The sequence below is a fragment of the Bacillus sp. HY001 genome, assembly GCF_007558965.1.
Classification (GTDB): domain Bacteria; phylum Bacillota; class Bacilli; order Bacillales; family Bacillaceae_G; genus Bacillus_A; species Bacillus_A mobilis.
Genome location: NZ_VLTE01000005.1, coordinates 257,075 through 271,332 on the forward strand (window position 1 = coordinate 257,075; position 14,258 = coordinate 271,332).

At 35.9% G+C, this 14,258-nt stretch carries 15 protein-coding genes and 1 other annotated feature; of the genes, 4 read left to right on the forward strand and 11 right to left on the reverse strand.

Annotated features, from left to right (window positions below):
* Positions 1-5: 5 nt before the first annotated feature.
* Positions 6-467: a 6,7-dimethyl-8-ribityllumazine synthase gene (ribH, locus tag FOT98_RS04025; protein ID WP_000230901.1), complete on the forward strand. Its 462-nt coding sequence runs from the start codon at positions 6-8 to the stop codon at positions 465-467.
* Between the two features lie 30 nt (positions 468-497).
* Here the strand turns inward: ribH and FOT98_RS04030 are convergent, their stop codons facing one another.
* The 8 genes from FOT98_RS04030 to FOT98_RS04065 all read right to left on the reverse strand — a co-directional run bounded on the left by FOT98_RS04030 (position 498) and on the right by FOT98_RS04065 (position 7,260).
* A complete protein-coding gene (locus FOT98_RS04030; protein ID WP_000549787.1) occupies positions 498-818 on the reverse strand; it encodes a hypothetical protein in 321 nt (106 codons plus the stop codon).
* Positions 819-999: 181 nt separating this feature from the next.
* Positions 1,000-1,998: a biotin synthase gene (gene bioB / locus FOT98_RS04035; RefSeq protein ID WP_063260875.1), complete on the reverse strand. Its 999-nt coding sequence runs from the start codon at positions 1,996-1,998 to the stop codon at positions 1,000-1,002.
* A gap of 1 nt (position 1,999) precedes the next feature.
* Positions 2,000-2,809 (reverse strand): malonyl-ACP O-methyltransferase BioC, encoded by an 810-nt coding sequence (bioC, locus tag FOT98_RS04040; RefSeq protein WP_063260874.1) that lies wholly within the window; start codon positions 2,807-2,809, stop codon positions 2,000-2,002.
* Positions 2,775-3,515 carry an alpha/beta fold hydrolase gene (locus FOT98_RS04045; RefSeq protein WP_063260873.1) on the reverse strand — a complete coding sequence of 247 codons (741 nt, stop codon included), beginning with the start codon at positions 3,513-3,515 and terminating at the stop codon, positions 2,775-2,777. The genes bioC and FOT98_RS04045 overlap by 35 nt, the downstream gene beginning before the upstream one ends.
* Positions 3,512-4,699 carry an 8-amino-7-oxononanoate synthase gene (gene bioF / locus FOT98_RS04050; RefSeq protein ID WP_063260872.1) on the reverse strand — a complete coding sequence of 396 codons (1,188 nt, stop codon included), beginning with the start codon at positions 4,697-4,699 and terminating at the stop codon, positions 3,512-3,514. Before bioF ends, FOT98_RS04045 begins: the two co-directional genes overlap by 4 nt.
* The gene (bioD, locus tag FOT98_RS04055) at positions 4,665-5,393 is read right to left on the reverse strand and encodes an ATP-dependent dethiobiotin synthetase BioD (RefSeq protein ID WP_063260871.1); all 729 of its coding nucleotides are present in this window, start codon (positions 5,391-5,393) and stop codon (positions 4,665-4,667) included. Before bioD ends, bioF begins: the two co-directional genes overlap by 35 nt.
* Entirely contained in the window at positions 5,393-6,781 is a 1,389-nt protein-coding gene (bioA, locus tag FOT98_RS04060; protein WP_063260870.1) for an adenosylmethionine--8-amino-7-oxononanoate transaminase, read from the reverse strand. The genes bioD and bioA overlap by 1 nt, the downstream gene beginning before the upstream one ends.
* Before the next feature lie 122 nt (positions 6,782-6,903).
* On the reverse strand, positions 6,904-7,260 hold the full coding sequence (locus FOT98_RS04065) for a hypothetical protein (RefSeq protein ID WP_063260869.1): 357 nt from the start codon (positions 7,258-7,260) through the stop codon (positions 6,904-6,906).
* A 142-nt stretch (positions 7,261-7,402) separates the two neighbouring features.
* Positions 7,403-7,623, forward strand: a binding site (T-box leader).
* Between the two features lie 277 nt (positions 7,624-7,900).
* On the opposite strand from FOT98_RS04065, the gene nhaC reads away from it, so the two are divergent.
* Positions 7,901-9,274 (forward strand): Na+/H+ antiporter NhaC, encoded by a 1,374-nt coding sequence (gene nhaC, locus FOT98_RS04070; RefSeq protein WP_063260867.1) that lies wholly within the window; start codon positions 7,901-7,903, stop codon positions 9,272-9,274.
* Between the two features lie 49 nt (positions 9,275-9,323).
* Here nhaC and cpdB read toward each other — a convergent pair whose 3' ends face one another.
* On the reverse strand, positions 9,324-11,708 hold the full coding sequence (gene cpdB / locus FOT98_RS04075; RefSeq protein WP_144290968.1) for a bifunctional 2',3'-cyclic-nucleotide 2'-phosphodiesterase/3'-nucleotidase: 2,385 nt from the start codon (positions 11,706-11,708) through the stop codon (positions 9,324-9,326).
* 364 nt (positions 11,709-12,072) lie between these two features.
* Here cpdB and FOT98_RS04080 point away from each other — a divergent pair, with 364 nt between their 5' ends.
* Positions 12,073-12,852: a GDSL-type esterase/lipase family protein gene (locus tag FOT98_RS04080; RefSeq protein WP_063260865.1), complete on the forward strand. Its 780-nt coding sequence runs from the start codon at positions 12,073-12,075 to the stop codon at positions 12,850-12,852.
* Between the two features lie 74 nt (positions 12,853-12,926).
* Complete coding sequence (locus FOT98_RS04085) at positions 12,927-13,373, forward strand: MarR family winged helix-turn-helix transcriptional regulator (RefSeq protein WP_000445817.1); 447 nt, start codon at positions 12,927-12,929, stop codon at positions 13,371-13,373.
* A 24-nt stretch (positions 13,374-13,397) separates the two neighbouring features.
* Here FOT98_RS04085 and FOT98_RS04090 read toward each other — a convergent pair whose 3' ends face one another.
* Together FOT98_RS04090 and FOT98_RS04095 are read right to left on the reverse strand one after the other, a co-directional pair.
* Positions 13,398-13,604, reverse strand: coding sequence for a hypothetical protein (locus tag FOT98_RS04090; RefSeq protein WP_063260864.1), 207 nt, complete (start codon positions 13,602-13,604; stop codon positions 13,398-13,400).
* A 58-nt stretch (positions 13,605-13,662) separates the two neighbouring features.
* Positions 13,663-14,223: a DUF2062 domain-containing protein gene (locus FOT98_RS04095; RefSeq protein ID WP_061678133.1), complete on the reverse strand. Its 561-nt coding sequence runs from the start codon at positions 14,221-14,223 to the stop codon at positions 13,663-13,665.
* Between the last annotated feature and the right edge of the window lie 35 nt (positions 14,224-14,258).

Genomic DNA, 14,258 nt, shown 5'->3' on the forward strand with positions numbered 1-14,258 from the left:
TCATTATGGTATTCGAAGGTCATTTAGTTGGTACAGGATTAAAAGTTGGGGTTGTTGTTGGACGTTTTAATGAATTTATTACAAGTAAGTTACTCGGCGGAGCTTTAGATGGATTAAAGCGACACGGTGTAGAAGAAACTGATATCGATGTTGCTTGGGTTCCTGGCGCATTCGAAATTCCTTTAATCGCTAAAAAGATGGCTAGTAGCGGAAAATATGACGCTGTTATTACGCTAGGTACTGTAATTCGCGGTGCTACAACACATTACGATTACGTTTGTAATGAAGTAGCAAAAGGGGTTGCATCTTTATCACTACAAACAGACATCCCAGTTATATTCGGTGTATTAACGACTGAAACGATTGAACAAGCAATTGAGCGTGCAGGCACGAAAGCTGGTAATAAAGGCTATGAATCTGCCGTTGCTGCGATTGAAATGGCTCACTTATCAAAACAATGGGCATAAAAAAATAAAAAAGAGGCTGCGGCCTCTTTTTTATTTTTTTACTTTTTTCCGTACATCTTTTATTAATTCATCCATTGTTTTTCCTTCTGTTTGTATACGAAGCGTTTGTGCGGTTCTCCATACATTCTCTCTTTTCTTCGCTTCTTCTATAATAGTAATTTCTTTTCGTACTTCCTTTAAGTCTTTACCTTCTGTTTTCAATCCAAAATGTTCAGCTTTCGTTCGAAAATGTTGTTCAATTCGTTGTTGCATCTCTTTTTGTTCAGGATTTTCGGCGGCCTTAACTGGATCAGTACTTATTGCTTTTAGCAAAATTAGACAAGTCATAATCGCTAATATATATTTGTGCATGTAAAATCCTCCAACCCAATATAAATTACATATTTACTATGTACAATTGGCGCTTGGAAAATTCGTCCACCAAAATTCTTTTTTTCGCTCAAAAACCAATAGTATCAAGCGTTTACAACTATTTATTACATTTTATTTACAAAAAAAGCAAACTTTTTTACAAGTTTGCTTTTTTTCTATCTTATAGTGCACATTCTTCAATCTCAAATCCTAAATCTTCAATCATCCCCCAGTCTGCAGTCGGCTCTTGCCCAGCTGTTGTTAAATAATCCCCGACAAAGATAGAGTTTGCTGCAAATAAACCGATTGGTTGTACAGAACGTAAATTGATTTCACGTCCCCCTGAAATGCGAATTTCTTTCGTTGGGTTTACAAAACGCATCATCGCCAGCACTTTTAAACATTCTACCGGCGTTAATTCTTTTTGTCCTTCAAGCGGCGTACCCTTTACAGCAACAAGGAAATTACATGGAATTGAATCTGCATCTATACGTTGTAATTCAAATGCAATTTCAGTACGTTCTTCTATTGTCTCGCCCATTCCAAAAATCGCCCCTGAGCATGGTGAAATACCCGCTTGTTTCGCTTTTTGAACTGTATCAACACGATCGTCATACGTATGAGTGGAGCAAATACTTTCGTAATTATTCGCATGTGTATTTAAGTTGTGGTTATAACGATGTACACCCGCTTCTGCTAAACGTCCTGCTTGATCTTCGTTTAAGAAACCTAAACAACAACAAATCTTCAAATCTGTCGTTTCACGAATCTCCTTAACAGCTCCAATTACGTGATTCACCTCTTTATCCGTCGGACGACGACCAGATGCTACAATACAATATGTACCCGCTTTACGGCGAATTGCTTCGTGTGCCCCTTCTACAATCTTTTCCTGCGTTAGCCATGCATATTTATCAATTGGTGCCTCTGAAATAATAGACTGTGAACAATATCCGCAATCTTCAGGACATAATCCAGATTTCGTATTAATAATCATATTTAATTTTACTTTCTTACCAAAGTGATGATGGCGAATGATGTAAGCAGCATTCATAATTTCTAAAACTTCTGTCTCATCAGCTTCTAGTATCGCTATTGCATCCTCTTTCGTAATCATTTTCTCTTCTACTACGTCATATGCAAGTTTTTTCCAATCCCTTTTTGTTTGTACTTGTTTCATTTCATCTCTTCCCCTCTTTTGTTATATGCATAAATAAAGCGTGATACGTCGCCATTATCCCTTCATTTTCCGTGAAGTCTCTTTCGTATATGCGAAGCATCGCACGAAAGAGTGAGGGACTTTGACAATAGGATTCTTCATTACTATTGGTCGCTCCTACTTTTCGAATAGAATGTAGAAACTCCCTAACTTCTGTAAATCTCTCTATGTAACATGTTTCAGAAACATGCACATCCCCTGTTTCTATTTCACATATATGGCGCAACTGATTTTTCGAATAAAAACGTTGTCCAATCGATGTTTCATTTTGTATATTTTTTTCTTCTTTCGCCCGCTGGAACGAAGCATGCAATTCTTGAAATGTTTCGTGTCCAAACGTCGAAAAGAGTAATATCCCATCTATAGACAAATGATAAAATAAATTTCTTACCACTTGTTTTAAATCATTTAGCCATTGAAATGTGGCATTCGAAATAATGACATCATACGTTTCTTCTAGTCGTAATCTTTCGATATCCTCACAGTAAAACATTACATTTTTCACATTTCGTCTAGTTTTCGCAACCTCAATCATACTTTCAGCAAAATCAATGGCTGTAATATGTGCTTTCGGAAATAAGTTTGATAATTGCTCTGTAACATATCCTGTCCCGCATCCCAGTTCTAAAATGCGTATCGTTGAATTTTCACTATATCGCCGATTCAATGTAGAAAGTAATGAATGTGCCATCTTTTTTTGTACATTTGCATATTGATCGTAGGATACAGCTGCCACGTTAAACCGTTTTTGTAGTAACGTTTTGTTGATCATGTCGTATCCCCTCTACAAATTGAATTATCTCACTTACGCAATATTCAAAATTCGTTACACATAATGCGTGTCCAGCCTCACTTACTACCTTGAGCGTGGCAGTCTCATTCTCAGCCATACTACGCGCTGCAGATAATGGGCATATGACATCCTGCTCTCCGTGAATAAGTAGTATAGGTACTTTAACTTCTTTCAGTTCTTCCCTCATATCTGCTTCTATTAAATACTCCAAACCTAATTGCAAAGACTGAATAGAATCACCTTTAAAGCGTTTTATCATATCTTCAAACCTGTTATTCTCTTTCAACTCATTTTTTGTAAACATATTTTCATAAAACCGCTTGAGCGTATCTTCTTTCTTTCTCGCTACATTCTTTTTCAGCCGTTCTACATGCAAAGCATTCCATCCACTCGTATAGTCGCTCGTATTTGTAAATTTAGCAGTGCCACCAATTAGTACGATACCTTTTGCCTTAACCTTTTTATGAGCTTGAACTGCCGCTAACGCTCCTAGTGACCATCCAACTAAAATCACATTTTCATCTTTTGCTGCATCTATTATTCGTCCCGCAAATTCACTTTGTTCTTTCACATTACGCCAATTGATACATTGAACAGAATATCCTTTAAAATACGGCAGAACTAAAGTCCAAACACATTCTTCCATTCCCCACCCAGGAATAAAAATAATCTTTAGCTCTTTCATACTAAAAACCCCTCTTCTTTACCAATGCGTATAATATGCTGAATAGCCCAGTTCAAATCAGCAATTGTATGTTGGGACGTAACTGCAAAACGGACCCGTGAACTATTAACTGGAACCGTTGGTGGACGAATTGCAATTGCTGCAATACCTACTTCTTGCAACCTTTTACTAAACCGTAAAGCTGTTTCATTTGAACCGACTACAATCGGTACAATATGAGTTGAGCTATTCCCAATATCAAAACCAGCTTCTTGCAAATGTGTCCTAAAATAGGCTCCATTCTCTATAAGTCTCTCTCTTCTTTCATTATCTTCTTTCACAATTTCAATTGCCTTTTGTACCGCCCCTAACGTTCCTGGTGGTAAAGAAGTAGTAAAAATAAAGCTTCTCATCATATTTTGTAAATACTCTATATAAATTGCATCGCCTGTCAAATACGCACCATAACACCCTAAAGCCTTACTAAACGTCCCCATATGTATATCAATGTTTTGAGCAACATCTTTTTCTATATGAGACAATCCTGCTCCATTCATTCCATATATTCCACTCGCATGTGCTTCATCAACTATAATCATTGCTCCGTATTTCTCTTTTATGTGCACTAACTCTCGTAAATATGCAATATCACCATCCATACTAAAAACAGTATCCGTTACGATTAATTTCTTCTTTTTTGGCGGCGCTACTTGCAACAGCTTCTCTAAATGATCTAAGTCATTATGACGATATCTTTTATGCTCTGCTCCGCTTAATATAATTCCATCAACGATACTTGCATGATTTAATTTATCACTAAACACAATATCGTGACGACAGACTAATGAAGAAATCACTCCAATATTTGCCGTATATCCACTATTTACAACTAAGGCTTTTTCAGTGCCTTTCCAATCGCATATATTTCTCTCAACCTCTTCATACAGTGAATAATTTCCTACAACGAGCCTTGATGCTGTCGCCCCAGTTCCATATTTTCTTGTGCATGCTATAGCAGCTTCTTTTAACCTCTCATCTCCAGCTAACCCTAAATAATTATTTGATGCTAAATTTAGCATCCTTTTTTCATCTCGAATAAGCCATGTCTCTTCTGCTCGTTCTGTTACATGCAAATTGCGATACTGCCCTTGCTCATTTAATTGTTGCAATTTAGATTGAAGATGTGTGCGCCACGTTTGATTCATTTCGGATAAACTCCTCTAATTTTGAAATCATTATATACTCTTTGGCAGATTCCAAGACTTCTTCTTTTGTAAACGCACCTTCAAAGAATGGTAATAAACCTAAAACCGGTACCCCACTTAGTTCTTCAATCATTTCTTTATTTTCTTGTACTCTTTCCATTTCACATTCTTTGCAGCCAGATAAAATTACACCTGCTACCGTTAAGCCCTGTGCCTTCGCATAAGCAATCGTTAAAACGGTATGATTTACTGTTCCTAATGTAGGACGTGCTACTACAATAAGAGGAAGCTGTAATTCTTTTGCGAAATCAATTACTAAAGCATCTTCTGTATACGGAACAGCCAGTCCGCCTGCTCCTTCTACAAGTAGACTATTAAACTCTTTCAAACGTTCTTTATAGTGATCCATAATGTCTTTTAAATGTACTACTCTTCCAGCCCTTTTCATGGCAAGTCTCGGAGCAAGCGGTTCTTCAATAGAATAAGGGCAAATTTCATCTTCTTTTGTCGGTACACCCGATAATGCTTTTAGCCTTGCTGCATCTCCCTCTGGATTTGATGCAACATGTCCACTTTGCAACGGTTTGTATACCCCTATGTTATATCCCAATTCTCTAAATACACCCGCTAATGCACCTGCAACTACAGTTTTTCCCACTTCAGTATCCGTTGCTGTTACAAAAAAACCACTCATTATGCTCCCTCCGTAACATCCGAGATTGCTTTATATAAAATACGTAACATATCATCAATCTCATCAATTGTAGAAGCAAGAGGAGGCATAAATACAATCGTATTACCGAGCGGTCGCAAGATCATGCCTAGCTCTCTTGAGCGTTTACACACTTGAACACCGACTCTCTCTGTCCATTCAAACGCTTCTTTCGTTTCCTTATTCTTCACAAGTTCAATTCCAACCATTAACCCGCACTGACGAATATCCCCTACATGTTTATATGCAAAGAGCGATTCTAATTGCGTCGCCACATATTCTGTTTTACGTGCCACTTCTTCTATTAAATTTGTTTTCTCATATAGTTCTAAATTTGCAATTGCTACCGCACACCCTAACGGATTCCCTGTATAACTATGACCGTGGAAAAACGTTTTTTGTTCTTCATAGTCGCCTAAAAAGGCATTATAAATTTCATCTGTCGTTACGGTGATTGCAACTGGTAAATATCCGCCCGTTAAACCTTTTCCGGCTGTTAAAATGTCCGGCGTTACATTTTCATGTTCACATGCAAACATTTTCCCGGTACGCCCAAATCCAGTCGCTACCTCATCTGTAATAAATAAAACATTATATTTTTTACATAAATTACGTAGCCCTTTTAAGTATCCTTTTGGCATTGTAATCATACCGCCAGCACCTTGCATTAAAGGTTCTACAATAATCGCCGCAATTTCTTCATGTTTGTCTTTCAGCAACTCTTCCATTTCTTCTAAATGTTTTTTTACAATTTCCTCCTTATTATTTCCATAAGGAGAACGATATGTATATGGATAAGGCATTTTAATTGCTTCAAATAAAAGTGAACTATACACTTGGTGAAACAAGTCTATTGCTCCTACTGAAACAGCTCCAATTGTATCACCGTGATACGCTTCTTTTAATGTAACAAATCTTTGTTTCTTCGGTTTTCCTTTATGCTGCCAATATTGAAAGGCCATCTTAATTGCAATTTCAACGGCACTAGAACCAGAGTCTGAATAAAATACTTTCTTCAAACCTTCTGGTACAACTTCAATTATTTTTTCTGCTAATAAAATAGATGGAACGTTAGCAAGTCCTAGCATAGTAGAATGGGAAATTTTATTTAATTGCTCACGAATTGCTTCATCTAACTCTGGTACTTGATGTCCGTGAACATTTAACCAAATAGATGAAACACCGTCCCAATATTCATTTCCATTTACATCGTATAGCTTTCTTCCCTCTCCACGTTCAATAATGACAGGATCTTCTTCTAAATAATCTTTCATTTGTGTAAACGGATGCCATACATAAGCTTTATTTTTCTCCGATAATTCTTCATATGTATAAGACGATTTTTCAGTCGTATTACTATTAACAGTCACAATTGCCACCCCTAATGTTAACTAGTTTATAAATATAGTTAACATTAAATTCAAATGACTGTCAATTATTTTTAAATCAAATAGTTCTTAAAAAAGAACAACTTATCATACGATAAGTTGTTCTACTTTCCGTGTTGTATCTTTCCGATTTCTAAAATAATCTCTTCATCTTTTTTTCCTTCTGTATCAATTCCAAGTTGTTTTGCATGTTCAATTAATAAATCATGGCGCTGCTCAAATCTAGCCTTATCTACTTCTTTCGTAACTTCTTCTTTTGTTTTCCCTGCAGTAGAAACTCCTAGTTTCTCAGCTGCTTTTTCCATCGACTTCTTCTCTTCCGTTTCTTTCACTTTCTTCACTTCTGACTGCTGTATTTGCTTTTGCTTCGCCTGCTCTGATTCAGCTGCAAAAGCTGTGTAAATTCCAGCACTTCCGCCAATGACTAGTAAGGTGGTAAAAAGAATTATTTTTTTCTTCACTCTTTCCTCCCCTTTCAAATTCATTATAACGCACAAATTTAGAACATTAAAAACATTTAACCTTTATTTCCCTAAAAAAATATTGCGCATTTTTATTGACATATAAGTTGAAAATGTGATAAAAATTTAACTAACATCATATGAATCGGCATTGATAGGATTTAGTAGTATTTCGATTTCTGATTTCAGAGAGCTGGTGGTCGGTGCGAACCAGTACAGAGCGAATTATGAATTACCCCCTGGAGCTTCTTTTGCGAAACGTAAGGAGTAGTGAAAGACGGTTATAGACCGTTATATCTAAAGAGTGGTGAAACGAAACTGTTTCACAATTTAGGGTGGTACCGCGAATTTTTCGTCCCTGCATATATTGCAGGGGCGTTTTTATTTTATTAGCGCATATCATACGACCCTTTATTTTGTGATACATTCATTTCACAAGCTAGGGTGGTACCGCGATTTCTTCGTCCCTGCATAATTATATGCAGGGACGTTTTTTTATCCAATCATTTCCGTATCATATTGAAGGATCAACAATTACCGGTAATTTGTCAAAAAATTCTAAATTTAAGAAGGAAATAAACAATATTGGCGAATTTTATATAAAAAAGAGCTATTTTAGATTACTTAGGAGGGGAAAACAATGGTTTCAAAAATTGAATCTGTTCTTTTAACATTATTTATCTTTTTCTGTATTGGCTTTAGTGTTATTCAATTAGAAGTTTCACCACACATCCCAATTTTATTTGGTATCGTTCTTTTATTAGCATTTGGATTTATGAAAAAAATCTCTTGGTCTACTATGGAAAAAGGGATGATCAGTAGTATTTCAGCTGGTATTCCATCTATTTTTATTTTCTTACTTGTAGGCGTATTAATCAGTGTTTGGATCGCTGCTGGAACAATTCCAACTTTAATGGTGTACGGCTTCCAGCTTGTATCTCCAAAGATTTTCATTCCGACTGTTTTTGTTGTTTGTGCAATTGTTGGAACAAGTATCGGTAGTGCCTTTACAACTGCCGCAACTGTAGGACTTGCCTTTATGGGCATGGGTAGTGCTCTCGGATACGATCCGGCTCTAATCGCTGGTGCAATTATTTCTGGTGCATTCTTTGGAGATAAAATGTCTCCTTTATCTGATACAACTAACTTAGCTCCTGCTGTTACGGGTGTAGATTTATTTGAGCATATTCGTAACATGCTTTGGACAACAGTTCCAGCATTCATTATTGCTTTTATCGCCTTTTTCATTTTAGGAGGCGGCACTAGTGGAGACGTTGACTTCACAAACTTTATTAGCACGTTAGAGAAAAACACAACGATTTCTATCGTTACACTTATTCCTATTTTATTACTATTCCTATTCGCATTTAAAAAAGTTCCAGCCGTTCCAACATTGCTTGCAGGAATTGTGATAGGAATTATTATTCTCTTTATCTTTAAACCTAGCACTTCTTTAGCTGATTTAATGAAAATTATGCAAGACGGCTACGTTTCTAAAACTGGTATTAAAGACATTGATAGCTTACTATCTCGCGGTGGCCTGCAAAGCATGATGATGTCGATTGCACTTATTTTCCTAGCTCTTTGTATGGGAGGATTATTACAAGGAATGGGTATTATCACGCAGCTAATGAATATTATCTCTAGCTTCGTAAAAAATAGCACACGTTTAATTATTTCTACTGCTTCAACTGCAATTGGTGTAAACTTCTTACTTGGTGAGCAGTACTTATCCATCGTTTTAACAGGACAAGCATTTGCTAATAAATACGATGAAGTCGGTTTAGAGCGTCGTAATTTATCACGCGTATTAGAAGATGCAGGTACAGTTATTAACCCGCTCGTACCATGGGGAGTAAGTGGTGTATTCTTATCGAACGTCCTTGGCGTTCCGACATTTGATTACCTTCCATTCGCAATTTTCTGTTTAGCTTGCCCAGTCTTAACAATTATCGTTGGCTTTACTGGATTTGGCCTTTCATGGAAGAAAGAAAAAGCCGTTACAATCTCATAATATACTAAAAAGGATTACCTGAATCGGTAATCCTTTTTATATTTCTCGACTATCTATTTGCTTTCTTTCTTCTAAATAACAGAAGTAATCCCGCTCCAACAAACGCCAAGCCTGCTCCAATTGTAGAAGCAACACTTGTACCTGTTTTCGGTAAATCACGTTCTTCTTTATTTTCACTTACAGTTGTTGTTTCTTTTGAGTTTTGATTATCCGTTGTAGTTTGTCCAGATCCTGTATTATTTCCTTCATCTGTTGGTGGTGTCGTTGGATTCTCTCCATTATTTCCTTCACCTGTTGGCGGTGTCGTTGGATTTTCTCCATTATTTCCTTCACCTGTTGGTGGTGTCGTTGGATTTCCTCCATTATTTCCTTCACCTGTTGGTGGTGTCGTTGGATTTCCTCCATTATTTCCTTCACCTGTTGGCGGTGTTGTTGGATTCTCTCCACCAGTTTCCTTATCATCATCGTTCTTCTTCGTTATATCAATTGCATATTTAGCAAATTCATTTTCAGATGGCCCAACATATGATATTTTCCCATCTTTCTTTATATACTTTTGTGCATTTGGTGAAGAATCGAATGTTGTATTTAATTTATCTGCAACAATCGGTTTAAACGTCCAATTTTTATCTGCTGCTGGATCAATAACTGGTGTTTCTTGCATATACTTCACAATGATTTGACGTGTTTCATCTTGTGATTGGTATACAACTTCCCCTTTACTTACACCCGGGAACGTTTGGCTACTTCCACGATAGTTATTTGTAGCAACGATAAACTCTTGATTGTCAGCTACTGGCTTACCTTCATATGTCATATTTATAATACGATTCGTATTTGCATTTACAACTTTTCCATCTTTATCGTATTTCGCTGGTTGTGTTACATCAATTTCGTATTTTACGCCATCTAAAATATCGAAGTTATATGTAGGATAGCCTATATTTACTAATGGTTGTTCTTCTGTTTTCTTTGGATCGATTTGATTAAACTGACCTGCAGACATTTCAAGCCATTCTTTCACTTGTGCCCCATTTACTTTTACAGCATATAACGTATTTGGATATACATATAAATCTGCAACGTTTTTAATTGCTAACGTTCCAGCTGGAATATCCGTATAATATGTAGCACCGTTTCGGCCACCTGCTTTAAATGGTGCGCCTGCAGATAAAACTGGAATTCCTTTATATTTGCTGTACTGTCCATTTTCCGTAAATAACTTTTCTACATACCATTTTTGTGCATTTGTTACAAGTTGTACAGAAGGATCATCTTGTACTAATGAGAAATAACTATTAATTGGCGCTGTCGTTTTTCCTACAGCTGTATTCACATAATCAATTGTCGCTTGGTGATCATCTTTAATTTCATTAACTAATTTTTCATCAGATTGTACTAATGGGTTCCCTTTACTATCAGCAATCGGACGAAGTTGCGGCTTCGATTGCTCTTTTTGTATTTCCCATTTTCCGTTTACCTTTTTCAACTGCATATCAATAATACCTAAGTTACTTCCAAAGACACCAGGCATTACAACTGGAACACCATTAAATACATCCTTCACTTCAGTATGTGAATGTCCCATTAATACTGCATCTACACCAGGAACTTCTGTTAAATAATACGAAGCGTTTTCCATGCCAACGTTGTATCCACTCTTATCAACACCAGAATGCGCTAGTGCTACGATAACATCTGCACCTTCTGCTTGCATTTTTGGCACCATTTTCTTCGCTGTTTCAACTATATCTTTTGCTTTCACTTTTCCTTCTAAATTCGCTTTATCCCAGTTCATAACTTGAGGTGGAACAAATCCCATTACACCAATTTTCACCTTTTGTTTTTGACCTGATTCATCTTCTACTTCTTTTTCAAAGACATGATATGGTTTAAAGTAATTTTGATCGTTCTCTTCATTATTATCTTTATCATCTTTATAGACGTTCGAGTTAATAACTGGGAACTCTGTTTTACTAATTACTTTGTTTAAATAGTCTAAACCGTAGTTAAATTCATGATTCCCAAGAGAGATGACGTCATACTTCATTAAATTCATTAAACGATATAACGGATGTGTATAACTAGGATCCACAGGCTTCTTCGGATCATTTATTTTATTCGCTACGTAATCTCCAAGCGGTGTCCCTTGTAATGCATCCCCATCATCAAATAGGACAGAGTTCTTCGCTTCTTCACGTGCTTTATTAACAAGTGTTGCCGTTTGTACGAGACCTACTTTATTATCTGTTTTCGTTTGATAATAATCGTAATTCATTAAGTTAACGTGAATATCTGATGTTTCTAGAATTCGTAAGTTAACCGTACTCTCCCCATTGTTCTCTTCCGCATAAGCTGTTGTTGGCAACACTTGTGGTGCTATTACACCAATAGCAAGAGTTGCTCCAGCTAGCATTTTTTTTGACTTTTTCACAAAAAATCCCCCTTATACAATTACCCAAAATAATGAAATGAATCTCTATTTGTCTCTAACCACATACCTTTTTTTCTTTTATTAGAGACAAGATTTCCATTTCATCCTGCGCTAATGAGTAGTCCCCCTTTAACGCCCGATTGTTGAAATTTTAATTAGAAGGAAATAAAGTCCTACTCATTAAAATTTCACCTTATCTGACATTATCATATATAATGTACTTTCATATCGTCAATATTTTTTGACATACTTCTACAAATTTTCTGTAAAGTTATTGTAAACTTTTCATAAATATATAATATGCCCTTACATTGTTAATACTGCTGAATATGATACAATTACCAATTACAAGGAGGATGAATTTATGAAAAAAGTCATCTTAACAATTGTTTGTCTCCTCCTTCTAATCATTTCTTATTCTTATTTTGAGAAGAACGATGAGACAAAACAAAATGAACCTGAAGAAAAAACAGAAAAAACATCTACTCCAAGTTGGATTGATAAACAAACAAACGATTCCTTCTATCATCTCGTACTAGGTGATTCACTCGCCAAAGGATATGGGTCGACACAAGGGGGATTTGCTGAATTAGCTTCTAGACAAATAGAAGCACAAATTCATAAACCAATTACCGTAGAAAACCTTGGAATAAACGGTCTTACAACAGATCGTCTCGCAAAAAAAGTTCAATCAGAAGATGTAAAACAAAAGATTAGAGCAGCAAATATCATTACGATTAATATTGGAGGAAATAATTTATTTCGCTTAAATCGTGATGTCGGTGTTATAGACGGTATTAAAATGTTAAATAAAGAAAAAGCTCATTTTGAAGCGGATATAAAAACTATTGTAAAGACAGTTCGCGATCAAAACCCGGACGCTTTACTCATTCTCTCAGAGCTCTATAACCCGTTACAACTCGATGACTCCATCGCCAGTTATGCAGATATGTTTTTAGATGGCTGGAATGAATCCGTTTATTCCATTTCAAAAGCAAATCAACCATCTATCGTTTTACCAATTCGTAAATTAATATCAAATGATAAAAAAGATTTACTCTTTGACCAAGTACACCCAAATGATAACGGCTACGCGATTATTGCTAATACGTTTATAAAGCAAGTGTTATCCTACAAATATTAAAGCGGTCATGAAACAATTCTATTTTTATACCCTGTCTTTTTTGTTACAATGATAGTGTGGAAGGGGGCCTTTATATGGAATCACGCGAGTGGGAACGTATTGTTGATCATCTTCTTTCGCTAGTGCCTCTTTTTTATCGCAAATTTATGCTTCCTGGAGAATTTTCTTCTCAAAGACATATGCCGCCATCACATACACAAGTATTACTACTTCTGCATGAAAATGGCACATTAGCAGTTTCCGAAATCGGCAAACGGCTAGCGATTTCAAGGCCTAACATGACACCTCTATTAAACAAACTAATTCAAGAAGAACTAATAGAGCGTCATTATAGCGAAAAAGATCGACGGGTCATTTTAATTTCCCTAACAGCTGAAGGGAAATTGTTAGTAAATCAATATCAACAATTCATTTTAGACAAATTAAAAGAAAATTTCCAAACTTTATCTGAGGAAGAACGTGAAAAACTCATTCACTCTCTTCAAACCATTCAAAATTTAATTTTGAAAACAAACGCATAAAGCTGCTTCTAAATAGAAGCAGCTTTATGATTCGTAATAATTACCATAGTATACATTTGAATATGGCCATGTTGTTAAATATGGTTTTTGTTCTTGAGTAGATTGTTGTGGCGGTATTTGTGGTAATTGCTGTAATGGCTGTTGTCGATATAATTCGTATTGTCTATTCATATCATAAACCGGATAATAATTTACATATGGATATACTTGCGGTACGTAATAATAATACATTCGTTCTCTCCTCCTTTTTCTTAAACATATTCCGAGGAGAAAATGAATGTGACACTCTTTATATTTGCACGAGCGGTTCTCTCACTCGTTTCTTTCTATTCTTCAAACGTAACTTACGGTTCTTTTCATATAAATAATGCACAACGAAATATGAAATTACCCCAAACACAACTCCTATTATCGTCATACCAATTAATACATACACTTCACTCTGTAATAAGCTCTTTAACATTGTGAAAATATGGCTTGAAAACAAGTCAGATATCGTAAATGGTTCATGATGTATTTTTTTCACATGAAATGGATAAATCATTTTTCCTAACGCATAAGCAACTGGAAATAAAAATACCGGTAAAAACGATATTTTCCCAATAATATTGCCAATAACCGCAGCAGGAAAAGATCCCTTTGCTAATCGAACGATCGGATAAAATATGACATATACGAGCGATGCCGTATATATGACCAGCATCTCTAAACCAAACCCAATCGCAAAACCTAACGATACTTTCTTTGCTCCTTCTGGTGATCGAAGCAACTTATAATATTGAAACTTTAATATTCTCCACATCCGCTGAAAAAACGAATATGTTTTCTTAGGTGCTTTCAAATTCATCATCTCTTTAACTATATTTTTTCTATCTAGTATGTCCT

Coding starts and splice junctions, on each gene's coding strand:
- ribH (WP_000230901.1), top strand. CDS start 6: ATGGTATTCGAAGGTCATTTAGTTGGTACAGGATTAAAAGTTGGGGTT.
- FOT98_RS04030 (WP_000549787.1), bottom strand. CDS start 818: ATGCACAAATATATATTAGCGATTATGACTTGTCTAATTTTGCTAAAA.
- bioB (WP_063260875.1), bottom strand. CDS start 1,998: ATGAAACAAGTACAAACAAAAAGGGATTGGAAAAAACTTGCATATGAC.
- bioC (WP_063260874.1), bottom strand. CDS start 2,809: ATGATCAACAAAACGTTACTACAAAAACGGTTTAACGTGGCAGCTGTA.
- FOT98_RS04045 (WP_063260873.1), bottom strand. CDS start 3,515: ATGAAAGAGCTAAAGATTATTTTTATTCCTGGGTGGGGAATGGAAGAA.
- bioF (WP_063260872.1), bottom strand. CDS start 4,699: ATGAATCAAACGTGGCGCACACATCTTCAATCTAAATTGCAACAATTA.
- bioD (WP_063260871.1), bottom strand. CDS start 5,393: ATGAGTGGTTTTTTTGTAACAGCAACGGATACTGAAGTGGGAAAAACT.
- nhaC (WP_063260867.1), top strand. CDS start 7,901: ATGGTTTCAAAAATTGAATCTGTTCTTTTAACATTATTTATCTTTTTC.
- FOT98_RS04080 (WP_063260865.1), top strand. CDS start 12,073: ATGAAAAAAGTCATCTTAACAATTGTTTGTCTCCTCCTTCTAATCATT.
- FOT98_RS04085 (WP_000445817.1), top strand. CDS start 12,927: ATGGAATCACGCGAGTGGGAACGTATTGTTGATCATCTTCTTTCGCTA.
- FOT98_RS04090 (WP_063260864.1), bottom strand. CDS start 13,604: ATGTATTATTATTACGTACCGCAAGTATATCCATATGTAAATTATTAT.
- FOT98_RS04095 (WP_061678133.1), bottom strand. CDS start 14,223: ATGATGAATTTGAAAGCACCTAAGAAAACATATTCGTTTTTTCAGCGG.